Source organism: Streptomyces dioscori, assembly GCF_003024195.1.
Lineage (GTDB): Bacteria > Actinomycetota > Actinomycetes > Streptomycetales > Streptomycetaceae > Streptomyces > Streptomyces dioscori.
In genome coordinates, this window is the sequence record NZ_KZ679044.1 from 16,454 (window position 1) to 37,893 (window position 21,440).

Sequence of the window (21,440 nt, forward strand, 5' to 3'; positions counted from 1 at the left end):
GCATCCCGGTTCGGCCCCTCGTACGCAATCTTCCGAACCTAGCTACGCCGGTCCTGTTTCTGTCGGGCGCTTCGAGCAGTGAGGGTCGCACTCGTACACCTCGACGGACAGATCATGTGCACCGCTGTGTCCTTCAGCACGGCCGGCGGACCTGGCCCCTTGTCCTAGAAGTCCGGCGCACCAGCAGCAGCGCCAGCCGAGGTATTGCCAGCCGGTGAGGTCGGCAGCGGGTGGCGGCTTCGGCCGCCAAGCTCCGGTCATGGCCGGTCGGAGAACGGGACCAGGTCGTACTTCTCGCGGCAGGGGAGACAAGCGGACTGCACACCTCCTGGTCCGGAACCCTGCTCATCCACGTTAATCACGCGGATATCGGCGCTGTAGCCGCAGTGCCATGTGCAGTAGCCGTAGAGGACAGGCTCCCCCGTAGCCGTGTTCAAGCTGTTCGAGGCGGGCAGATTCTGCGTACCCTCGTTCACGTCGACTCCATCCAGTCGTCCACGCTCCCGGGTCGGTCGCACGGCCGCGGGAGCGAAGTGTGTTTCCGCAGCGTAGTACTAGGTAGCTAGGGTAGCTAGGCGAGTCAGGCAATCTCGTCTCGCTGATCAGGCTTATGCCACCTAGCTTCGGATCATGGATTGGAAACCGGACATCCCGAGGTGGAAGCAGGTGTACGCGATCTTTGAGCAGCGGATCGCGAACGGCGACTACCCGCCGGGGAGCCAGTTGCCGGGTGTTCTCGCGATTCAGGGTGAGTTCGGCATTGCTCAGATGACGGCCCGACGTGTCCTCACTGAACTTCGCGACGCAGGGCTGGCACAGATGCAGCCAGGCATCGGAACCTTCGTCACCGAGCTGCCCAAGCCGTAGGTGTCAAGCCCGGCTTGGTGTCTGACATCAATGGCTGACACCAACAGCCGCGTACGGAGTCGGACCAAGGCGAACCGTGGCGACCAGCGATCGGCCACCAATCAGGCGAGTGCCAGGCTCGATGGGGCGCCATGATCGACCTGATAAGGATGAGGCCACAGGTTCAAATCCTGTTAGCCCCACAAGTTCAAAGACCTCCAAGCCATCGCGCTTGGGGGTTTTTGGCATTTACGGCACGTGGTAAGCGCACCTGATCCCGAAGCGGGTGGGCCGAGGCTCTCGGCCGGGTCGGCGGCAGCCTTAGGGTCTGTGCGGCCTCTGCCGCCCTCTGCGGCTTCTGGGGGCTCTAGGGGCTCTGAGAGGCGCGGAAATGTCTGGGGGTGCCTGAGGAATCCCTGAGGCCTGTGTTCAGTGGCTGACCGGCCGTCAGGGGGCACGCAGGGGCTCTCTGCTGGGATGCGTTGCGTCTGCCGTAGGCGCGCAGCAGGCGTGCAGCAGCACGCGCCGGGCCATGTGCGGGAAATACAACCCGTCGATCTGTGATCCACGTGCTTGTGCAGATGCTGAAGGTCGGTACTTGAGCGTGTGACAGAAAACTTTCAGCCGAATGGGGCGTCCGACGCGAGTGAGCCGGACCTGGGTCAGGACTGCGCCGTCGAGGGCGAGGGCCTGCCGCGTTGCTGGAGTGCTTCTCGGTGAGTCGTAGGGCAGGACCCGGAAGGGTCTGGCCGCGGAAGCCGGTATCTCCTGTCCGACGGTCAACGCCTGCATGGATCGGACGCGTGGGACGTCCCGCATCCGGTGGTCAAGAACGCCGAGGCGGTACTCCGGCTCGGCCGCGCGATCCGCCCGACCGTATGTCGGTCCTGCGGCCCTCGTGGGGCACCTTCGAATCGGTCGGTGGAGTCCGGATCACCGCGGTGTCGTGCGCCGTCGAAGCCGTCGAAGCCGTCGAAGTGTCGGACGCCGTCGAAGCGGAGGCCGATCTGCCGGGTCCGCGACACCTGTCGAACCTGCAGCGGGACGGTCGACCCTGCGTGGAGCCCTCGTGTGGGGAACCGCGGAGTTGGGAGGGATGCCCTGCGCCCGGGGCGATGCCGGGGGTGCGAGGTCATCCCCGCGTCGCCGAGCCGGCGGTAGCCAGAACCGGGGCGGGAGCCAGCGCCGGGAGCTGGACCGGTGCCGAGGACTGCGAGGGGAGCATGACGGCACCGAGGGACGCGGTATCCACGGCGGGTGCTGCCGGGGCTGCCGGTGCTGCCGTGCGTGTCTGGCCCGTCTGGCCCGTCTGGCCGGCCGGAGTTGCGGGTGTTGCTGTCCGTGCGGCCTGAACCTCGGGTGCGTCGGCGGTACCCGTCGTCATGTGGGTCGTGCCGCAGGGATGGGCGGGTGTCGCGGCGGCATCCCTGGTGACAGGTTCCCTCGCGGCACGTTCCCTCGCTGCGGAGTCCGTCGTATCGACGGCAGTAGGTACTGCGGCGCTCATGGCGGCGGCGACGATCGCCGGTGCCTCGGCGCTGTCCCGTGTGACGGAGGCGTCCGCGTCCATCGCGTCCGTCGGCGGGCGGTGCCGGCAGGACGGGGAGGAGCCGTGCGCCTCCGCGTGAATGCGCTGTTTCATCGTGGGTGGCAGGGCACTCGCCCGTGGGCGGGTCCAGATGGGCTCCTCCTGCTCCGTCGCTTCCCGCGGGGCGTCGAGGTTGCGCGCTGCCTCCGTCGTGGGTACGGCGGCGACGGCGGTCGTCGTGATCAGTCCGAGTGACGTGCACAGTGCGAGGAAGGCGGTGACGACCGCGGTCCACAGGTTCATGACCTTGTTGCGAGTCATGGTCCCTCTCCTTTCGGGTGGGTGGATTTGCATACTTTCCTCATGATGTGTATGTCGGTTGCGAAGTGACGGACCGACGCCCGTGGCGCGGCGATCTTCTGATGAACACCACTCGGATGGGCGCAATGCTCATTAAATGAGCGGAAGCATGAGGAAAGCGGGGTGAAACCACCCTCGGTGAGGATGTGATCACCCTCCGATCGGAGTGCGCGGCCCCGGTCGTACTGCGCTGCCCCGGCGGGCAGTTGAGGCCCCGACGCAGGTCACCGATCGGTATCGGCCGGTGTGTATAGTCGGGCGCCAGAAGTCCCCAACGCCTAAGAAAGACGAGGTCTCGCGGTGAAGAAGCTTCTCCTGGTCGCACTGGCCGCCATCGGCGGGCTCCTCGTGTACCGCCAGATCCAGGCGGATCGCGCCGAGCAGGACCTGTGGACGGAGGCGACCGACTCCGTGCCCACGGGTTCGTGAGTGTCGACGACAGTCCCACTGCAAACCCCGGCCGCCTTGCTGCGGCCGGGGTTTTGTGTTGTCCGGGCGCGCAGAGCCCCGTAGGGGCAGGATGGGCGAGGCTTCGCGGGCGTTCGGGACAGTGTCGGAACAGCGACGGCGCCGACCCGTGGGAGCCCGTCGAGTGAGGGTCCGGGTTACGGCGAGGGGGACGCGTGATGGGGCGGCGCACGGGATGGTGGCGCGGCCGTACGGTCCTGGCCGGGGCGGCGGCGCTGCTCTCGGTCGCGGTACCGGCGGGGCGGGCGACGACGGCGACAGCGGCCGACGCACCCCCTTCGTACCGCTTCGCCGCCGACGCCGAGCGGATCGAGGGCGCGGAGCAGGCCACCGAAGCCGAGCGGCTGACACCCGGCACGTACTACCGGAGCACCATCCGCGACAACGGAAAGCTCTATTACGGGCTGCGGCTCGACGAGGCCACCAGCGCCTCCAGTGCGTACGTGTCGGCCACCGCCGTACCCAAGCCGGGTACGAAGGTCACGTACTCGGACGGCCTCAAGGTGTCCCTCCAGGACCCCGACGGACACAGGTGCTTCTCCGGGGATGCCGGCATCGCCCGCTTCGGACCGACCGAGAGCCCGCGCCCTCTCACCGCCTGGGCGTCGCGAAGGACCGGCCCCGGCGCGTACACCTGCAAGGGCGCCGGTACGTACTCGGTGCTCGTCGAGCGGACGAGCGGGCCCGGCTCCTCGTTGGACGACTGGGAGCTGGAACTCCGGTACGTCTCCGAGCCCGCCCTGGAGAAAGCCGCTTCGACGGCTGCCCCGCAGGTGTGGGACTCCGCCTCCCCCCAGGCGTTCGAGGGTCCCGCCCTGGCGCGTGAGGGAGGTACGGGCTTCAGCGGGGCGCGCTCGCTGGAGCAGGGCGTCTGGAAGGACGGGATCCGGGCGGGGCAGACGCTCTTCTACCGCGTTCCCGTCGACTGGGGACAGCAGCTGGACGCCACCGCCGAACTGGGCCGGGCGAGCGGCGACGGCTATCTGGGGAACGCGTTCGTCATGTCGCTCCACAACCCCGTACGCGCCCTGGTGGACGACGCCGACACCGGATACGACGGCTCGCGGAAGCGGACCGCGTTGCGACCGCTGCCTCCGGTCGCCTACGAGAACCGGTTCGCCGTCGACGACCACGTCGGCGGTATGCGGTTCGCCGGCTGGTACTACCTCGTCGTGCATCTCGCGGCGGAGGTGTCCGACAAGTTCGGCGACGGGCCGATCGAGCTGACGCTGCGCGTGCGGGTGAGGGGTACGGCCGGGGAGGCGCCGGCCTACAGCGGTGCCGCCGTGCCGCGCGACGTCTTCGAGGTCACCGCGAAGGACAAGGATGCCGCGGCGAGCGGCAGCGCGGCGACCGGTGGAGACGGTGGGAACGGCGGTGACGGCGGTTCCTCGGGCGAGAACACCGCGATGAAGGCGGTGGCCGTGGGCGGCATCGGCACGGGATGCGTCCTGGTGCTGGGGCTCGCGATGTGGACGGTGGTCGCGCGGCGGCGGGCGGGGGCGGAGGCGGCCGAGGGTGCCGTGCCCGTTGCCGGCGGCGGAGCCGCACGGACGTACGGGCGGTCCCGGGTCCGCTAGTTCGGCGGTCCCGTCAGCCGGCGGTCCAGGGGCTCGGGCACGACTTCACATCCGTGCCAGGGCCCAGAAGCCGACCGCGAAGCAGATCAGTGCGAGCAGGAGCACCGGAACCGTCACCGCCATGGGCGGTCCGGGCCGCCGCGACCGGCTGGCGCGGTGCCGCGCAACCGGCTGCGACTGAGGCGGAACCCGAACGCCTTGAGCCGTGTACGAAGCAGTGGAGGCTGTCTCACGCGGCTGTGACTGCGGCAGCGGCAGCGGCAGCGGCAGGGGCATGGACTGGGGCGACGGCAGTGGCAGCGGCAGTGACGGGTGGGGTGACTGCGGTCGTGGTGGGGACGAAGGCGCAGGGGCCGGCGCGGGGGCGGGAGCCATGGGGTACGGGGCCTGGGAGGAGGGCACGTGGGTGGGTTCGTACGCCTGCGACGGGGCGTAGGCGGAATCCGGGAGTTCGTGCGGGGCGGGGGGAGCAGGGGGCTGCTTATCCCGCAGCGGGGGCGGCAGGTGGAAGCTGCCGGTGTCCGACGAGGTGGGGGGCTGCGAGGGGACGGGAGCGATGGTCGGCTGGGGCGGTATGCCACCGGTCCACCGCCCGGAAGCGGAAGCGGACGGGGAAGCAGAAGGGGAAGCGGACGGGGTGGAGGTGGGGAAGGGGTCAGTCGCCGGGGGACCGTCCGCTGGAGAAGCGGCTCCCGTGTCGGCCTTCTGAGAGGCCGCGCCCGACGCCGTGACCGACGGCGGCGTGCCTGCAGCCCTGTCTGGCCGTCGGTCCTGTCCTGGTTCCGGCCCGGCTCCTGGCCCCTGTGTCCGTTCGGAGCCTGTCGTCCGGGGCGTCTGGGTAGCCGTGGCAGCCGTGGCAGCCGTGCTCGTGAGGGGGCCCTCGGGGCCGAAACCCGCGGGAAGCGGGCCGAGTTGGTCGAATATCTCGATCAGCTCGTCGTCGGGGCCGGGCTCCGGGAGGAGCTCCCTGGCCGAGACGAGCGCCTTGCGTGCCCCGTTGGCCGTGCGGAACCGGGCGTGCGGGTCCGGTTCGAGCAGAGACGCCACGACCTGCCACAGGGGCTCGGGTATCCCCTTCGGGGCGCCTGGCGTGCCATGCGTCGCGAAGTGCTCGACCAGCGCCTTGGCGTCGGGTTTGGCGCCCTCCAGAAGGAAGAGAGCCACCAGGCCCACGGCGAAGAGGTCGGCGGGGAAGTCCGGGTCGGCGCCGAGCAGTTGCTCGGGCGCGAAGTAACCGGGCGTTCCCACCACGTAGTTGGTCTCGGTGAGCCGCGGCTCACCGAGGCGCATCGAGATGCCGAAGTCGGACAGCCGCAGCCGCGGACGGCCCGTCCCGGTCGACTCCAGCAGGATGTTGGCGGGTTTGATGTCACGGTGCACGATCCCCTCCGCGTGCACCGCGGCGAGTCCCGCCAGCAGCTGGTCGAGCAGGGTGCAGACGAAGGGCGGTGGCAGCGGGCCGTAGTCCCCGATCAGGTGGACCAGGGATCCACCGCCGACGAGATCCATGGTGAACAGGACCTTGTCGTCGTCGGCCGCCCAGCTGGCGGGAGCGAGCACATGGGGGTGGTCGATCCGGACCGCCTGCTCGCGCACGAACCGCAGCAGCGAGTGGGCGTCGCTCTGCTGGAGCACCTTGGCGGCCACGTACCGGCGCCGCCGGTGGTCCCAGGCGCGCCAGACGGCACCGACTCCCCCGCGTCCGATCGGGTCGACCAGTTCGTACCGGCCGGCGAAGACCTCACCCATGGTCGTGCGTCGCTCCCCCTTCGGCGGTCGGTACTGCGGCGGCCTCTTTCCGAGGTGCCCGGCTGCCTGGCTTCCACCGTCGGCGGCCCCGACAGGGCTCCGGTGGCGGGGTGTTCGGCTGCCGGGCGGCGTACTCAGTTCTGGTGGGACTGGTAGTGGGCGACCGCGTCGGAAGTGCGGCCGGCTCCGTACACCCGGAGGAACTCTGCCAGTTCCGGGTGGGTCGGGGCGAGGGTGTCGGCCGCGTCGATGATGTCCCCGGCCGCGGACACCGAGCGGAGCAGTGACTGGATCTCGCGCACCACGCGCTTCACCGTGGGCGCACCGCCCGAAGTGGTCGTCGACTGCGTGGTGTTGCTGAGCACCGAGCCCCCCTGGGACTTCTTGATCTCGTCCATTCGTTCGGTGGCCTCGGCGGCGCTGGCACTGCCGTCCGCGACCTGACCTGCGAGATCCTGCAGCAGCTGTACGCGCTGGACCACCGCGGGATTGCCGATCTTGGCGCGCTGGCCGCTCATCAGCTGAGACAGCATGGGCGCGGACAGACCGAGCACCCCCGCCAGCCGGGCCTGGTTGAGACCCAGGTCATCTATGAGCCTACGGAAGAGCGCCCCCAGCGGCTCCCCGTACCAGTTCCGCTGCAGCTCCCGGGCTCTCGCGGTTGCTTCCTGCTGTGCGGCGTCCATGCGCGTCTCCCCATCGCTTCCCCAAGTACCGTGGTTCGCTGTAGCGAACCACGTCGAGCATCTTACGGAGAGTGGTCGCGCACGGGGACCCCCAATCTTTTTGCGGGATACCCCGGGTGACCCGGTAGTCTGGTCTGCGGTGGCAGCGCGGAGGGAGATCTTTCCGGTGCTTGCCTCCCTTTCGGGGCCTTAGCTCAGTTGGTAGAGCGCTGTCTTTGCATGGCAGATGTCAGGGGTTCGACTCCCCTAGGCTCCACGAGAAGAACCCCCTCGGACCGGCTTTACGCAGGTCGGAGGGGGTTTTCTCGTATGGTGGGGGCGGAAGCCGGTGCCGTGCCGACCCACTCGTCGATCGCGGGGGACCGGCCGTCGCTCCGTACGTGGTGCTGCCTGTGGTGCTCGGCGCATCCCCTGTGAAAAATTTTGGTCTCACGCGGTTTCGCGGTGATCCCGCTCCGCATCGGCCTCTTCAACAGGTCTGAGGTGGAGGGGAATTGGCCGTCCGTCGTGACATGACGTGGCCTCATCAATCTTCAAGATGCACCTTTCCCGAGGCGCTGAAACTCCGTTGGGTCATATGCGGTGATGTGCGTCACAGGATTTTCGTTGCGATCTTTGCAATTGTTTGCGCAAAGAAGTGCCCACGGGGAGGGGTGTGTGCTCGCCGTTCGGGGGGTCCCGGTGACGTGGGGGTGGCATGCAGGAGTCGTGAAGGCATGCGTGAGCTGCTGTGAACGAAGGTGCGTAACCAGAACGCTGCGCTCCGTTAGTCGGATCTGTGTGAATGTTGCACAGTCGGTCGGTTGCAAACGTCATCGCGGATCGAGGCCGTGAACGACGCCTGTTTCACGTGAAACATGGCTGTAGGGCAGGAGACTTGGAGTCTCCTGCCCTACAGCTGTGGCGTGCGCGCCGGACCCGCGTCAGCCGCGTTCGGTGCGATCCGCTGCCTCAGCCTCGGCCTGCTTGGCCTGGACCTCCGGGTCGAGGTCTTCCTGGCCGCTGCCGTCGACCGAGGTCAGGCGGCCGGTCTCCGGGACCTCGGTGGCGGCGGGCGGTTCGACCAGCCAGTCCGGGTTGGCCTGCTTGTCCCACCACTTCCAGGCGGCGTAGGCGCCACCGGCCAGGAGACCCAGAACGGCCAGCCTCTTGGCGAGACGACCGTTCCTGGCCCGCCGCTCGTGCTTGCGGACCAGCTTCTCGACCTCCTTGGCCGAGACCTGACCGCGCAGAGCTGCCAGCGCCGCCGTGCTCCGGGACGCCGCCTCCTCGCGGACGGGGCCTGCCGCGGCCCTCGCCTGCTCGATCCGCGGACGGGAGTAGTCCGCCGCCTGCCGGGCGGCCTTGCGCGTACGAACAGCTGCCTCGTGCGCGGCGTGATCGACCTTCGGCGGCACATGTGTACGCGCCTGCTCGATACGTGGTGCGAGATGGGCGGCGTACTGGGTGCGTGCCTGTTCGGCGGCTGTGACGGCGGTGGACGACACCTTGGGCGCGAGCTTCACACGGGCTTCATGCGCGTAGTGGGTGGCTCGGTCCTTCGTCGTGTCGGCGTAGGGCGCCACCACTTCCGCGGCGTGCCGCACGCTGTCCTTCGCCGACTCGGCTGCCGCGCGCACGCTGTCCTTGCGGGTCACGGGATCCTCCTCCTCGGTGGCGTACATGGGGGCTCGGGGGCCGTCCCCCGGAAAGTCACAGTTCGCCTTTCCACCCTTATCCGGATCATGCCTGTCGGAGCGCTTCGGGGCATGTGAGGACAGGCATCCGGGTCATGAAAGGTGACTCCGGGTGTACTTGGTGCAATAACCGATCAATATGGTGCAACAGGAGTCTGCGACGACAATGCCACGGATCCCCGGTCCGCGCGCCTGTTTGGTGCGAAGCGGCTGAACCGGTGTGTACGGCGGTGACGGAAGACTGGCGGCGCGGTCCGTGCAAGGATCGGGGAGTCACAAAGGACAACGGAAGGCAGATCGTGGCCGAGCAGCTTTACGCCACCCTGAAGACCAACCACGGCGACATCGAAGTGCGGCTCCTGCCGAACCACGCGCCCAAAACGGTCCGGAACTTCGTGGAACTCGCCAAGGGCGAGCGTGAGTGGACCAACCCGGCCACGGGTGCGAAGTCGACGGACAAGCTCTACGACGGCACGGTCTTCCACCGCGTGATCAGCGGCTTCATGATCCAGGGCGGCGACCCGCTGGGCAACGGCACCGGCGGCCCCGGCTACGAGTTCGAGGACGAGTTCCACCCGGACCTCGCCTTCGACAAGCCGTACCTGCTGGCCATGGCGAACGCCGGCCCGGGCACCAACGGCTCGCAGTTCTTCATCACCGTCTCGCCGACGGCCTGGCTGACCCGCAAGCACACGATCTTCGGTGAGGTCACCGACGCAGCCAGCCAGAAGATCGTCGACGCCATCATCGCGCTGCCGACGAACCCGCGTACCGACCGCCCCGTCGAGGACGTCGTCATCGAGTCGGTCGTCGTGGAGACCCGCTGACCCGACCGTCGCAGGCCTCCGTGCCGGTGAGCCCCCGCCCGGCCCGCTGCCGGAGGGCTCCCGCAGGGAACCAAACGCCCCGCCCGTCCGTAAGGATGAGCGGGGCGGCGCGTTGCGTACCCAGTACGTACAGAAGGATGAGGGGAACCCGATGGATCAGGTGCCAGGCAGCCCGCAGGGACCGCAGGGCGCCCCGAGCCTGCCCACCTGCTACCGGCATCCGGACCGGGAGACCGGCATCCGCTGCACCCGGTGCGAGCGCCCGATCTGCCCCGAGTGCATGATCAACGCTTCGGTCGGCTTCCACTGCCCCGAGTGCGTACGGGAGGGTTCCGGCACCGGGCACGCGCCCGGAGCATCGCAGCCCCGCACCCTCGCGGGCGGCGCGGTCACCTCGGACCCCCGGCTCGTCACCAAGATCCTCGTCGGGCTCAATCTCGCCGTCTATCTCGTCCAGCTCTCCGTGGGCGACCGCTTCACCGACAGCTTCGACCTGATCGGCCGGGCGTTCGTGCCGGTCCTCGGAGGCGTCGAGGGTGTCGCCGAGGGCCAGTGGTACCGGATGGTCACGGCGATGTTCCTGCACGGGAGCTATATCCACATCGCCTTCAACATGCTCAGCCTGTGGTGGATCGGCGGCCCCCTGGAGGCGGCCCTCGGCCGCGCCCGCTATCTCGCCCTGTACGGGGTCTCCGGCCTCGCCGGCAGCGCGCTCACGTATCTGATCGCCGAGCCGAACCAGCCCTCGCTCGGGGCCTCCGGAGCGATCTTCGGTCTCTTCGGCGCGACCGCCATCCTGATGCGGCGGCTCAACTACGACATGCGCCCGGTGATCGCCCTGCTGGTGATCAACCTGATCTTCACCTTCGGGTGGAGCAACATCGCCTGGGAGGCCCACATCGGCGGCCTCGTCGGCGGTGTCCTCATCGGCTACGCGATGGTGCACGCGCCCCGGGAACGACGAGCGCTCATCCAGTACGGCGCGTGCGCGCTGGTGCTGCTCGCGGTTGTGGTCATGACACTCATCAGGACTGGTCAGCTCACCTGAGCGTGCACGTTGTCCACAGACCGTGGCGGATCTTGTGCATGCTGTGGGGGAACAAGTGTGCCCCCTGTCGCTGACCTGGGTTTCCCCAGGCAGGACAGGGGGCGAACATGCTTCCGGATCCCGGTAGGTCAGTCACACCGGCGTCAACACGACGGCCATCCCGAGAGGGTTATCCACAGATCTTCTGACCTTTTCCCCACTGTGGAAATCGCTGTGGATAACTCAGTGGACAACGTGGGCCAAGGCTTGCGGACCAGGGCTTGTACAGACTCCGTACAAGCCCTGGGTACCCGTGGCGGGACTTACTTCCACTGCGTGGAGACGCCGAATCCCGCCGCGATGAAGCCGAAGCCGACCACGATGTTCCAGTTGCCCAGAGAGTCGATCGGCAGCGAGCCGTCCGTCACGTAGAACACGACGATCCAGGCGAGGCCGATGAGGAACATGGCCAGCATGACCGGGGCGACCCAGGCACGGCTGTTCAGCTTGATGTTGGTCGCCTGCTTCGCCGGAGGCGGCGTGTAGTCGGCCTTCTTGCGGATACGTGACTTCGGCACGAGGGTCTCTCCTGTCGATGCGCTGCGTGGCCGCGCAGGGAACGTGGGCTGCCGGGGCAGCGTACAAGGGGACTCTTAGTGCTCCCCCGGGCGTCCGTTAGCGTAGTGCTTCCGCGGCGCCGAAGGAGATAAGGGTACGTTGAGCAATTCTGCCGACTCTCCCCAGTCGGGTTCCAGCCCCGACCGTATCCGGCGATTTCGGCCGGTGCGGTTGCTGACGATGGCCGTCTTCGCGCTGGCCGGGCTGATCTTCTTCACCAGCTTCGACACGGCGAACGGCACCAACATCCGTACGGACGCCTCGCTGCTGAAGCTCTCCGACCTCATCCAGGAGCGCAGCCACAAGAACGGACAGCTCGACGAGAGCAACGGTTCGCTGCGCGACGACGTCGAGACCCTCGCCGAGCGGGACAACGGCAGCACCGCGGCGGAGGCGGCCAAACTCGCCGCCCTGGAGAAGCACGCGGGCACCCAGAAACTCAAGGGCGAGGCCCTCACCGTCACGCTCAACGACGCGCCCCCGAACGCGACGGCCAAACTCCCCGGCTATCCCGAGCCCCAGCCCGACTACCTGGTCATCCACCAGCAGGACCTGCAGGCCGTGGTCAACGCCCTGTGGCAGGGCGGGGCCAAGGGCATCAAGGTCATGGACCAGCGGCTGATCTCCACGAGCGCCGTCCGCTGCGTCGGCAACACCCTGATCCTCCAGGGCCGCGTCTACTCGCCCCCGTACAAGATCCAGGCGGTCGGTGACCCGGAGAAGCTCCAGAAGTCCCTCTCCGCGTCCCCGGCGATCCAGAACTACATGGTGTACGTCAATGTCTACGGGCTCGGCTGGAAGGTCGAGGAGGACGGGACGCGCACCCTGCCCGGCTACTCGGGCACGGTCGATCTCCACTACGCGAAGCCCGTGGAGTAGCGGACCCGGAGCCGAATTCCCACGAGTTCCCAAGAGCCTGTGGAGCGCGGGCCGTTGGGGTAGAAGGCTGTGGAGTACGGGAACAGCTGCCGCTGGGGGACCTTGTGTCGGTGCGAGTCGTCGTCAGGACGTTCAGCGAGCTGTGCATCACGGTCGGCACCGTGATCGTGCTCTTCGTGGTCTACGTGCTGTTCTGGACGGGTGTGAAGGCCGACACCGCGATGGACGACCAGATCGAGCAGCTGCAGAAACAGTGGGCGAGGAACTCCGCGACGGCCGAGCCGGGCAGATCGTCCTCCACGGAGAGCCCGGGCAAGGCTCCGGAGAAGCCCGCCGCGTACAAGGACGGTCGGCCCTTCGCCGTCATGTACATCCCCAGGCTTGGTTTCACGTGGAACAAGCCCGTGCTCGAAGGCACGAGGACCAAGACCCTCAAGAAGGGACTGGGCCACTACGCCGGCACCGCGCAGCTCGGTCAGCGGGGCAACTTCGCCGTCGCCGGCCACCGCCGGACGTACGGGGACCCGTTCAAGGACTTCCCCCGGCTGCGTCCGGGGGACCCGGTGGTGCTGACCGACGGCACGTCCTGGTTCACGTACCGCATCGACACCAAGCCCTACCGGACGCTGCCGAGTGACACAGCAGTCATCGACCCCGTCCCGAGGAAGTCCGGGTACACGCGAGAGGGCCGTTATCTGACGCTGACCACGTGCGACCCCGAATGGGGTCACAGTCACCGACTGATCGTCTGGGCACACCTTGACGAAACCCAGCCCGTGGAGGCTGGGAAACCGGAGGCTCTGCGCCGTTAGTCTGAGTGGGTACGGCGTGAGTCTGGTGCCGTGGTGCGACGGAAGGGACGGCATGTACGGCTTTATCTGGCGGCTTCTGCCGGGGAACACGTGGATCAAGGCACTGCTCTCGATCGTGCTGGCCCTCGCGGTGGTCTACGTGCTCTTCCAGTACGTCTTCCCGTGGGCCGAACCGCTGCTCCCCTTCAACGATGTGACGGTGGACAACCAGTGACCGCGCGGATCCTCGTCGTCGACAACTACGACAGCTTCGTCTACAACCTGGTCCAGTACCTCTACCAGCTCGGCGCCGAGTGCGAGGTGCTGCGCAACGACGAGGTGGCGATGGCGCACGCGCAGGACGGGTTCGACGGCGTGCTGCTGTCGCCCGGACCGGGCACTCCCGAGGAGGCCGGGGTCTGCGTCGACATGGTGCGGCACTGCGCCGCGACCGGGGTCCCCGTCTTCGGGGTCTGCCTCGGGATGCAGTCGATGCAGGTGGCGTACGGCGGGGTGGTGGACCGCGCGCCCGAGCTGCTGCACGGCAAGACCTCGCTCGTCGAGCACGAGGGCCGGGGCGTGTTCGCCGGACTGCCGTCGCCCTTCACCGCCACGCGCTACCACTCGCTGGCCGCCGAGCCGGGGACGGTGCCGGCCGACCTGGAGGTCACGGCCCGTACCCACGACGGGATCATCATGGGTCTCAGACATCGCGAACTCCCGGTCGAGGGAGTGCAGTTCCACCCCGAGTCCGTGCTGACCGAACACGGTCACCGCATGCTGGCCAACTGGCTGGCCGAGTGCGGCGACCGGGGAGCCGTGGCCAGGTCGGTGGGGCTCGCCCCGGTGGTGGGCAGGGTCACGGCGTGACCGCGCTGCGCCCCGAGCGCGACAGTGCCGCCCCGTACGGCGAGGACGCCGGGTACGGGGGCGCTGCGGCGTTCGAGGCGCCGGGTGCCGGCGGTGCGATGCGGGCGGCCGTGGACGGGCTGGCGGACCCCCTCAGCGACCCCCTGCCGGGCCTACGGCAGCCCGCGGCGCCGGAGCAGGGGTGGTACGACCCGCAGACGTACGCACCGGACTGGAGCGTCGGGCAGAACGCGCAGAACGCCTCGACGTACGCGGACCCGGCAGGCCGTGGGCAGGCGGAGCCCGCGCACGGCTACTCGGCGCCGACACCGGCCGCACCGACCGCACCGCAGCAGGCGTATGCGGCACCCCAGGCACACGCACCCACCCAGCAGCCGTACGCGCAGCCGCAGCCTCAGCAGCCGTACGGGCAGGCGCAGACGGCGTACCCCGGATACCAGGAGGCGCGGCCGCAGTACGGCGAGGCGTACGCGCCCGCCGCCCCGGTCACCCCCGCCGCGCCCGTCTCGCAGCCGCTCCCGGACGCTCGGCCGTACACACCGACGTACGAGGCCTCGCCGTCCGCCGAGGAGACGGTCGCGCTGCGCGTCGCCGACATCGAGTCCATAGCGAGCCGCCAGGCGCCCTCAACGGCCCCTGCGGGCCCTGTGGCGGCTCCGGGGCCCTCGGGTGCCCCGGGAGGCCGTGCGGCCCGGCGCAAGGCCTCCAGGCGCCATGGGCGGCACGGTGGGACCGACGGCGGCGGGGCGCACGAGGAGCAGTTGGGGGCCGACGCGGTCGACGCGCCCGTCTCGCGTGCGGCGGCCCGGCGCGCGGCGAAGGCGCGCAAGCCCGGGGCGGCCGTGGTGGCGAGCCGCGCGATCGGCGAGGTGTTCATCACCGCCGGTGTACTGATGCTGCTGTTCGTGACCTACCAGCTGTACTGGACGAACATACGGGCCCACGCGCAGGCCGACAGCGAGGCGAGCAGCCTCCAGGACGACTGGGCGAGCGGCAAGGGCGCTCCGGGCTCGTTCGAGCCGGGGCAGGGCTTCGCCCTGCTGCACATCCCGAAGCTCGACGTCGTCGTACCGATCGCCGAGGGCATCGACAAGAAGCGGGTCCTGGACCGCGGCATGGTGGGCCACTACGCCGAGGAAGGCGTCAAGACCGCGATGCCGGACGCCAAGAAGGGCAACTTCGGGCTCGCGGGCCACCGCAACACCCACGGCGAACCGTTCCGCTACATCAACCGCCTCAAGCCGGGCGACGCGATCGTCGTGGAGACGCAGAACAAGTACTTCGTCTACAAGATGGCGTCGATCCTGCCGGTGACGTCGCCGAGCAACACGGCCGTCCTGGACGCGATCCCCAAGGGGTCGACCTTCAAGTCGGCGGGCCGCTACATCACTCTCACCACCTGCACGCCGGAATTCACCAGTAAGTACCGGATGATCGTCTGGGGCACGATGGTCGAGGAACGCTCGCGCGACAAGGGCAAACCGGACGCGCTCGTCGACTGAGCACCGGGCCGGGCACCATTCCTGAACAGCTTTCTGAGACACCAGACGGGGAACACGCAGTGGCAGCGACGACCGACCACGAAGAGCACACGGACGCGCCCGCGTCCCCGCCCGCGCCGCGGCGGCGTGGCGGCGGCCCGATCGCGACGGCCGTCAGCGTCCTGGGCGAACTCCTCATCACGGCAGGCCTGGTCCTCGGCCTGTTCGTCGCCTACTCCTTGTGGTGGACGAACGTGATCGCGGACCGCGAGGCCGACAAGCAGGGCGACAAGGTGCGCGACCACTGGGCCGAGGACCGCGGTCCGGTCGGCCTCGACACCAAGGACGGCATCGGCTTCCTGCACGTCCCGGCGATGAAGAACGGCGAGGTGCTGGTCAAGAAGGGCACCTCCACGAAGCTGCTCAACAACGGCATCGCCGGCTATTACACGAACCCCGTCAAGTCCGCGCTCCCGCAGGACAAGAAGGGCAACTTCTCGCTGGCCGCCCACCGCGACGGCCACGGCGCGAAGTTCCACAACATCGACAAGCTCAAGAAGGGCGACGCGATCGTCTTCGAGACGAAGGACGACTGGTACGTCTACAAGGTCTACGCGACCCTTCCGGAGACGTCGAAGTACAACGTCAACGTCCTCGGGCCCGTCCCCAAGGAGTCGGGGAAGGCGAAGGCGGGCCGCTACATCACGCTGACGACCTGCACGCCGGTCTACACGTCCCGCTACCGGTACGTGGTCTGGGGCGAGCTGGACCGCGTGGAGAAGATCGACGACGAACGGACGCCCCCGGCGGAGCTGCGCTGACGGCTCCCGTACGCACCTCGTACGTCCCGCCCGAGCCCTACCTCCCGTACGAGCCCGTACCTTCCGTACGACGAAGCCCCGACCCCCTCACTCACAGGGGTCGGGGCTTCGTCGTACGTCAGGCGGTCGCCTTGCCGGGCGTCAGCCCGAGCCGCCTCCCAGGAAGCCGCCGCCGTTGCCGCCGTTGTTCCCGCCGGCGTCGACCGTGACGAGGTTGACCTTGTCGCCGGCCTTCACCTCGTTGCCCTGCCCCGGGTCGCTGGCCAGGACGATCGCGTTGTCGTCCTGCGATCCCTGGATGTTGCCGACCTGGAGCTGACTCTGCGCGAGGACCTGCTTGGCCTGCCCGAGGGTCATCTGGGTCACCTTCGGCATGGCGAACTTCTGCGGCTCCTCTTCCTGCTTCTTCTTGCCGATCTGGATGGTGACCGTCGACCCCGGGTCGGCCGGCGAGCCGGCCTGCGGCGAGGTCGTGATGACCTTGCCGACCAGGTTGTCGTCGTCGGTCTCCACCTCGGTGCAGGTACCCGTCAGATCGTTCTGCTCCATCTGGGCCTTGGCCTGGTCACAGCTCTGGCCGCCGACGTCGGGAACGGTGGACTGTTCCTTCTCCTTGGCGACGGTGAGCGTGATTGTGGAACCCTTCTCGACCTCTTCGCCCGAGGACGGGTCCTGGTCGAGGACGGTGCCGGGGTCCTCGCTGGACTCCTTGCTCTCCGTCTTGACCTCGAACTCGTACTTCTCGCCCTCAAGCTTCTTGGTCGCGGCGTCCACCGAGTCGTCGATGACGTTGGGAACCGCCACCTTCGGCGCCCCCGTCGACACCGTCAGGGTGATCGTGTCGCCCTTCTTGACCTGGGTCTTCGCGACCGGGCTCTGGTCGCAGACGCTCCCCTTGACCGTGTTCTCGCACGGCTTCCGGTTGATCGTGAGTTCGAGCTCACGGTTGAGCGCCTGCTGTTTCGCGTCGGCCTCGGTCCGGTTCACGAAGTTGGGTGCGTCGAACGTGTTGTTCCCGCCGCCCCCGTCCCCGGTGAACGCCCACTTGCCGATGAGGATCGCGCCGATCAGCACGAGCACACCGGCGACGACCAGGAGGATCGTCGAGGTGTTGCTCTTCTTCTGCTGGCGGCGCCGGCCGGCCCGGTCGTCGTAGCCGAAGGCCCCGTCGTCCGGGTTCTGCGGGGGCAGCATCGTGGTGTGCTGGCCGTCCGAGGAGCGCAGGGCGGTGGTCGGCTGGTCGTCCGGGTAGCCGCCGTAGCCGACCGAGCCCATGGCGGCGGTGGCCGCGACCGGCTGGCCGTCGAGGCAGGCCTCGATGTCCATGCGCATCTCGTCGGCGGACTGGTACCGGTAGTCCGGGTCCTTGGTCAGCGCCTTCAGGACGATGGCGTCCATCTCGGGCGTGATCTCGGGGTCGAAGACGCTCGGTGCCTGCGGTTCCTCGCGCACGTGCTGGTACGCGACCGCCACCGGGGAGTCCCCGATGAACGGCGGGCGCACCGTCAGGAGCTCGTACAGCAGACAGCCCGCCGAGTACAGGTCGGAGCGGGCGTCGACCGGCTCGCCCTTGGCCTGCTCCGGCGAGAGGTACTGCGCGGTCCCTATGACCGCCGCGGTCTGCGTCATCGTCATACCGGAGTCGCCCATCGCGCGGGCGATGCCGAAGTCCATGACCTTGACCTGGCCGTTGCGCGTCAGCATGACGTTCGCGGGCTTGATGTCGCGGTGCACGATGCCGGCGCGGTGCGAGTACTCAAGGGCCTGGAGGATGCCGATGGTCATCTCCAGGGTGCGCTCGGGCAGCAGCTTCCGCCCGGAGTGCAGCAGTTCGCGCAGCGTGGACCCGTCGACGTACTCCATCACGATGTACGGGATGGAGATGCCCTCGATGTAGTCCTCACCCGTGTCGTACACGGCGACGATCGCGGGATGGTTGAGCGAGGCGGCCGACTGGGCCTCCCGGCGGAACCGGGCCTGGAACGACGGGTCGCGCGCGAGGTCCGCTCGCAGCGTCTTCACCGCTACCGTGCGGCCGAGCCGGGTGTCATGGGCGAGGTGTACCTCCGCCATGCCACCACGGCCGAGCACGTGGCCCAGCTCGTACCGGCCGCCGAGGCGACGCGGCTCTTCCATAGCTACCTACCAGCCTTTTCCGACGGTCCCGACCACACCACGTGTGGTCCGGCGGTGTGCTGTCCGGGCATACCGTACCCGGACCGCCTTGACTGACCTGGCCACAACCGTCACCCGATACAGGACCGGTATCGCAACGTGCACCGATGTGAAGGGGACGTGAGCGGGGTCACTTCTTGCTGTCGATGACTGCCTTCATCACGTCCCTCGCGATCGGAGCGGCGAGACCACCGCCGGAGATGTCGTCACGGTTGGCGCTCTCGTCCTCGACCACCACGGCGACGGCGACCGGAGAGCTGCCGTCGTCGAGCTTCGCGTACGAGATGAACCAGGCGTACGGGTTCTCGCTGTTGTCGACACCGCGCTGGGCGGTACCGGTCTTGCCGCCGACCGTGACGCCGCTCTCGTTGATCTGGGCGTTGGTGCCGGTGCCCTTCTCGACGACCGTCTCCATGATCGACTGAAGGATCTGGGCGTTCTTCTCGGAGAGCGGCTCGCTCATCTTCTCCGGGTCGGTCTGCTCGATGACGTCGAGGCTCGGCGCCTGGAGCTTGTCGACCATGTAGGGCTTCATGAGCGTGCCGTCGTTGGCGACGGCCGAGGCGACCATCGCCATCTGCAGCGGAGTCGTGGCGGTCTCGAACTGACCGATCGAGCTGAGCGCGGTCTGCGGCCGGTCCATCTTCTCGGGGAAGTTGGAGGCGCTGGAGCGGATCGGTACGAACTGCTCCTCGTTGAAGCCGAACTTCTTCGCCGTCTCCAACATGTCCTCCTTGCCGACGTCGACGCCGAGCTTGCCGAAGACGGTGTTGCAGGACACGCGCAGCGCCTCGCGCAGCGTCGCGTTCTTGCAGGGGATGTTCCCCTCGTTCTTCAGCTCGGTGGTGGTGTCCGGCAGGGTGTACGGAAGAGGCGAGTCGGTTTTCTCATCCGCGCTGTCGACGATGCCGTGCTCCAGTGCCGCCGCGGCCGTGACGACCTTGAAGGTCGACCCGGGGGGGTAGATCTCGCGCAGCGCCCGGTTCTGCATCGGGTCGTCCTTGTTGTTCTTCTTCTGGAGCTTGTTCCAGGCGTTGCCGTCGACCTTGGTGGAGTTCCCGGCGAACGTCGAGGGGTCGTACGAGGGGGTGGAGGCCAGTGCCAGGATCGCGCCGGTCTCCGGGTCGATCGCGGCGACGGCGCCCTTGCCCTGCTTCAGCAGCCCCTTGTACGCGGCTTTCTGCGCGGCGGCGTTGAGCGTGGTGACGACATTGCCGCCCTCCTGCTTCTTGCCGGTGATCATGTCGAGCGTGCGGCGGAAGAAGAGCCGGTCGTCGTTGCCGGTGAGGATGCCGTCCTCGATGCTCTCCAGCTGCGTGGCACCGAAGGCCTGCGAGGCGTAGCCCGTGACGGGGGCCCACATCGCGCCGTCCTTGTAGGTGCGCTTGTACTCGAAGTCGTTGAAGTCGTCGCCGTTCGTCTTGGCGGACCCGGTGATCGGTTCGCCGTCGACGATGATGTCGCCGCGCGGTGTGGCGTAGCGCGCGATGGCGACACGGCGGTTCTTCGTGTCGTCCTTCAGCGAGTCCGCCTGGACGTACTGGATCCAGTTGTCGCGGATGAGCAGCGCGAGGACGAGGAGCCCGCAGAAGATCGCGATCCGGCGCAGGGGCTTGTTCACGGTCGGACCACCTGGGTCATCTCGGCGTCGGGGTTGGGTGCGGGGGCCGGCGCGGGCCGGCGGGCGGTGTCGCTGATGCGGATCAGGATGCCGATGAGGGCCCAGTTGGCGATGACGGACGAACCTCCGTACGCCAGGAACGGCATCGTCATACCGGTCAGCGGGATCAGGCCCATGACGCCGCCGGCGACCACGAAGACCTGGAGGGCGAAGGCGCCCGAGAGGCCGATGGCGAGCAGCTTGCCGAAGGGGTCGCGGGCGGCGAGGGCGGTGCGTACACCGCGCTCCACGATCAGGCCGTACATGAGCAGGATCGCCATGACGCCGGCCAGGCCCAGCTCCTCGCCGAAGGTGGCGAGGATGAAGTCGGAGTTGGCGGCGAAGCCGATGAGGTCGGAGTTGCCCTGGCCGAGACCGGTACCGAGGGTGCCGCCGGAGCCGAAGGCCCACAGGGCCTGCATGGACTGCTCGGTGTGGCCGATGACGCCCTGCTGGCTCAGCTCGTACTCGTGCATCGGGTCGAGCCAGGCCTGGACGCGCTGCTGGACGTGCGACTCGAAGGAGGCCACGCCGACGGCGCCCGCCGCGGACATCAGCATGCCGAACACGATCCAGCTGGTCCGCTCGGTGGCGACGTACAGCATGATCACGAACATGCCGAAGAAGAGCAGCGAGGTACCGAGGTCGGTCTCGAAGACCAGGATCAGGATGGAGATGATCCAGACGACGATGATCGGGCCCAGGTCGCGTCCGCGCGGCAGGTAGATGCCCATGAAGCGGCGGCTGGCCAGGGCGAGCGCGTCGCGCTTCACCATGAGGTATCCGGCGAAGAAGATCGCGAGGACGATCTTCGCGAACTCACCGGGCTGGATGGTGAATCCGGCGATCGAGATCCAGATCCTGGCGCCGAAGACGTTCAGGCCGAGGCCCGGGACCAGCGGCAGGAGCAGCAGGATCAGCGCGCCGACCATGGAGATGTAGGTGTAGCGCTGCAGGACGCGGTGGTCCTTGAGGAAGACCAGCACCACCACGAACAGGCCCACGCCCAGCGCGGAGTACAGCAGCTGGCGGGGGGCGGCCTCGACGAACGTACTGACGGCCTGCAGCCGCTTGGACTGGTCCAGGCGCCAGATGGCGACCAGACCGATGCCGTTCAGCAGCGTCGCCAGCGGCAGCAGCAGCGGGTCCGCGTACGGCGCGAACTTTCGTACGACGACATGGCCGACCGCGGCGAGCAGACCGAGGCCGAGCCCGTAGCTCAGCAGGCCCGGCGGCACCGAGTCATTGATGGCCAGTCCGACGTTGGCGTAGGCGAACACCGGGATGAGCACGGCGAACACCAGCAGCGCGAGCTCGGTGTTGCGCCGGCTCGGTGTGCCGATCGAGCCGATCGTGGACGTGTGGTGCGTCGACGTGTTGGAAGTACTGCTCATCGTG

At 68.3% G+C, this 21,440-nt stretch carries 19 protein-coding genes and 1 tRNA gene; 12 read left to right on the plus strand and 8 right to left on the minus strand.

What is annotated here, in order from left to right; all coding sequences use genetic code 11:
* Positions 1-630 precede the first annotated feature (630 nt).
* Positions 631-867, plus strand: a complete 237-nt coding sequence (locus C6Y14_RS18615) for a GntR family transcriptional regulator (RefSeq protein WP_107017868.1) — start codon at positions 631-633, stop codon at positions 865-867.
* A gap of 1,111 nt (positions 868-1,978) precedes the next feature.
* Here C6Y14_RS18615 and C6Y14_RS45705 read toward each other — a convergent pair.
* Positions 1,979-2,695 (minus strand): DUF6344 domain-containing protein, encoded by a 717-nt coding sequence (locus C6Y14_RS45705; protein WP_318658060.1) that lies wholly within the window; start codon positions 2,693-2,695, stop codon positions 1,979-1,981.
* Between the two features lie 339 nt (positions 2,696-3,034).
* Here C6Y14_RS45705 and C6Y14_RS18630 point away from each other — a divergent pair, with 339 nt between their 5' ends.
* Entirely contained in the window at positions 3,035-3,163 is a 129-nt protein-coding gene (locus C6Y14_RS18630) for a DLW-39 family protein (protein WP_003999697.1), read from the plus strand.
* Positions 3,164-3,360: 197 nt separating this feature from the next.
* On the plus strand, positions 3,361-4,782 hold the full coding sequence (locus C6Y14_RS18635) for a hypothetical protein (RefSeq protein WP_199854777.1): 1,422 nt from the start codon (positions 3,361-3,363) through the stop codon (positions 4,780-4,782).
* A gap of 45 nt (positions 4,783-4,827) precedes the next feature.
* Here C6Y14_RS18635 and C6Y14_RS18640 read toward each other — a convergent pair whose 3' ends face one another.
* Positions 4,828-6,531, minus strand: a complete 1,704-nt coding sequence (locus C6Y14_RS18640) for a serine/threonine-protein kinase (protein WP_107017869.1) — start codon at positions 6,529-6,531, stop codon at positions 4,828-4,830.
* 134 nt (positions 6,532-6,665) lie between these two features.
* Entirely contained in the window at positions 6,666-7,217 is a 552-nt protein-coding gene (locus tag C6Y14_RS18645; RefSeq protein ID WP_107017870.1) for a helix-turn-helix domain-containing protein, read from the minus strand.
* A 183-nt stretch (positions 7,218-7,400) separates the two neighbouring features.
* On the opposite strand from C6Y14_RS18645, the gene C6Y14_RS18650 reads away from it, so the two are divergent.
* A tRNA-Ala gene (locus tag C6Y14_RS18650) sits at positions 7,401-7,473 on the plus strand.
* 667 nt (positions 7,474-8,140) lie between these two features.
* Here the strand turns inward: C6Y14_RS18650 and C6Y14_RS18655 are convergent.
* Entirely contained in the window at positions 8,141-8,854 is a 714-nt protein-coding gene (locus C6Y14_RS18655; RefSeq protein WP_107018202.1) for a DUF5324 family protein, read from the minus strand.
* 338 nt (positions 8,855-9,192) lie between these two features.
* On the opposite strand from C6Y14_RS18655, the gene C6Y14_RS18660 reads away from it, so the two are divergent.
* Together C6Y14_RS18660 and C6Y14_RS18665 are read left to right on the plus strand one after the other, a co-directional pair.
* Positions 9,193-9,720 carry a peptidylprolyl isomerase gene (locus tag C6Y14_RS18660; protein ID WP_107017871.1) on the plus strand — a complete coding sequence of 176 codons (528 nt, stop codon included), beginning with the start codon at positions 9,193-9,195 and terminating at the stop codon, positions 9,718-9,720.
* Positions 9,721-9,871: 151 nt separating this feature from the next.
* On the plus strand, positions 9,872-10,768 hold the full coding sequence (locus C6Y14_RS18665) for a rhomboid family intramembrane serine protease (protein WP_107018203.1): 897 nt from the start codon (positions 9,872-9,874) through the stop codon (positions 10,766-10,768).
* Positions 10,769-11,070: 302 nt separating this feature from the next.
* Here the strand turns inward: C6Y14_RS18665 and crgA are convergent, their stop codons facing one another.
* Entirely contained in the window at positions 11,071-11,325 is a 255-nt protein-coding gene (crgA, locus tag C6Y14_RS18670; protein ID WP_055517312.1) for a cell division protein CrgA, read from the minus strand.
* Between the two features lie 139 nt (positions 11,326-11,464).
* Between crgA and C6Y14_RS18675 the strand changes: the two genes are divergently transcribed.
* The 6 genes from C6Y14_RS18675 (at position 11,465) to C6Y14_RS18700 (ending at position 16,207) form a co-directional block, all read left to right on the plus strand.
* Complete coding sequence (locus C6Y14_RS18675) at positions 11,465-12,244, plus strand: DUF881 domain-containing protein (protein ID WP_107017872.1); 780 nt, start codon at positions 11,465-11,467, stop codon at positions 12,242-12,244.
* A 104-nt stretch (positions 12,245-12,348) separates the two neighbouring features.
* Positions 12,349-13,056, plus strand: coding sequence for a class E sortase (locus C6Y14_RS18680; RefSeq protein ID WP_107017873.1), 708 nt, complete (start codon positions 12,349-12,351; stop codon positions 13,054-13,056).
* Between the two features lie 52 nt (positions 13,057-13,108).
* Positions 13,109-13,270, plus strand: coding sequence for a hypothetical protein (locus C6Y14_RS18685; RefSeq protein WP_107017874.1), 162 nt, complete (start codon positions 13,109-13,111; stop codon positions 13,268-13,270).
* On the plus strand, positions 13,267-13,905 hold the full coding sequence (locus tag C6Y14_RS18690) for an aminodeoxychorismate/anthranilate synthase component II (protein ID WP_107017875.1): 639 nt from the start codon (positions 13,267-13,269) through the stop codon (positions 13,903-13,905). The genes C6Y14_RS18685 and C6Y14_RS18690 overlap by 4 nt, the downstream gene beginning before the upstream one ends.
* The gene (locus C6Y14_RS18695; protein WP_107017876.1) at positions 13,902-15,407 is read left to right on the plus strand and encodes a class E sortase; all 1,506 of its coding nucleotides are present in this window, start codon (positions 13,902-13,904) and stop codon (positions 15,405-15,407) included. Before C6Y14_RS18690 ends, C6Y14_RS18695 begins: the two co-directional genes overlap by 4 nt.
* A gap of 59 nt (positions 15,408-15,466) precedes the next feature.
* The gene (locus C6Y14_RS18700) at positions 15,467-16,207 is read left to right on the plus strand and encodes a class E sortase (protein WP_107017877.1); all 741 of its coding nucleotides are present in this window, start codon (positions 15,467-15,469) and stop codon (positions 16,205-16,207) included.
* Between the two features lie 141 nt (positions 16,208-16,348).
* On the opposite strand, the gene pknB is transcribed toward C6Y14_RS18700, so the two are convergent.
* The 3 genes from pknB to C6Y14_RS18720 form a co-directional block, all read right to left on the minus strand.
* Positions 16,349-18,343, minus strand: coding sequence for a Stk1 family PASTA domain-containing Ser/Thr kinase (gene pknB, locus C6Y14_RS18705; protein WP_107017878.1), 1,995 nt, complete (start codon positions 18,341-18,343; stop codon positions 16,349-16,351).
* Between the two features lie 169 nt (positions 18,344-18,512).
* On the minus strand, positions 18,513-20,003 hold the full coding sequence (locus C6Y14_RS18715; RefSeq protein WP_107017879.1) for a peptidoglycan D,D-transpeptidase FtsI family protein: 1,491 nt from the start codon (positions 20,001-20,003) through the stop codon (positions 18,513-18,515).
* Positions 20,000-21,436, minus strand: coding sequence for an FtsW/RodA/SpoVE family cell cycle protein (locus C6Y14_RS18720; protein ID WP_107017880.1), 1,437 nt, complete (start codon positions 21,434-21,436; stop codon positions 20,000-20,002). The genes C6Y14_RS18715 and C6Y14_RS18720 overlap by 4 nt, the downstream gene beginning before the upstream one ends.
* Between the last annotated feature and the right edge of the window lie 4 nt (positions 21,437-21,440).

What these genes read in the sequence shown, in the direction of transcription:
- C6Y14_RS18615 (WP_107017868.1), top strand. Translation starts at nt 631, where the DNA reads ATGGATTGGAAACCGGACATCCCGAGGTGGAAGCAGGTGTACGCGATC.
- C6Y14_RS45705 (WP_318658060.1), bottom strand. Translation starts at nt 2,695, where the DNA reads ATGACTCGCAACAAGGTCATGAACCTGTGGACCGCGGTCGTCACCGCC.
- C6Y14_RS18635 (WP_199854777.1), top strand. Translation starts at nt 3,361, where the DNA reads ATGGGGCGGCGCACGGGATGGTGGCGCGGCCGTACGGTCCTGGCCGGG.
- C6Y14_RS18640 (WP_107017869.1), bottom strand. Translation starts at nt 6,531, where the DNA reads ATGGGTGAGGTCTTCGCCGGCCGGTACGAACTGGTCGACCCGATCGGA.
- C6Y14_RS18645 (WP_107017870.1), bottom strand. Translation starts at nt 7,217, where the DNA reads ATGGACGCCGCACAGCAGGAAGCAACCGCGAGAGCCCGGGAGCTGCAG.
- C6Y14_RS18665 (WP_107018203.1), top strand. Translation starts at nt 9,872, where the DNA reads ATGGATCAGGTGCCAGGCAGCCCGCAGGGACCGCAGGGCGCCCCGAGC.
- C6Y14_RS18685 (WP_107017874.1), top strand. Translation starts at nt 13,109, where the DNA reads ATGTACGGCTTTATCTGGCGGCTTCTGCCGGGGAACACGTGGATCAAG.
- pknB (WP_107017878.1), bottom strand. Translation starts at nt 18,343, where the DNA reads ATGGAAGAGCCGCGTCGCCTCGGCGGCCGGTACGAGCTGGGCCACGTG.
- C6Y14_RS18720 (WP_107017880.1), bottom strand. Translation starts at nt 21,436, where the DNA reads ATGAGCAGTACTTCCAACACGTCGACGCACCACACGTCCACGATCGGC.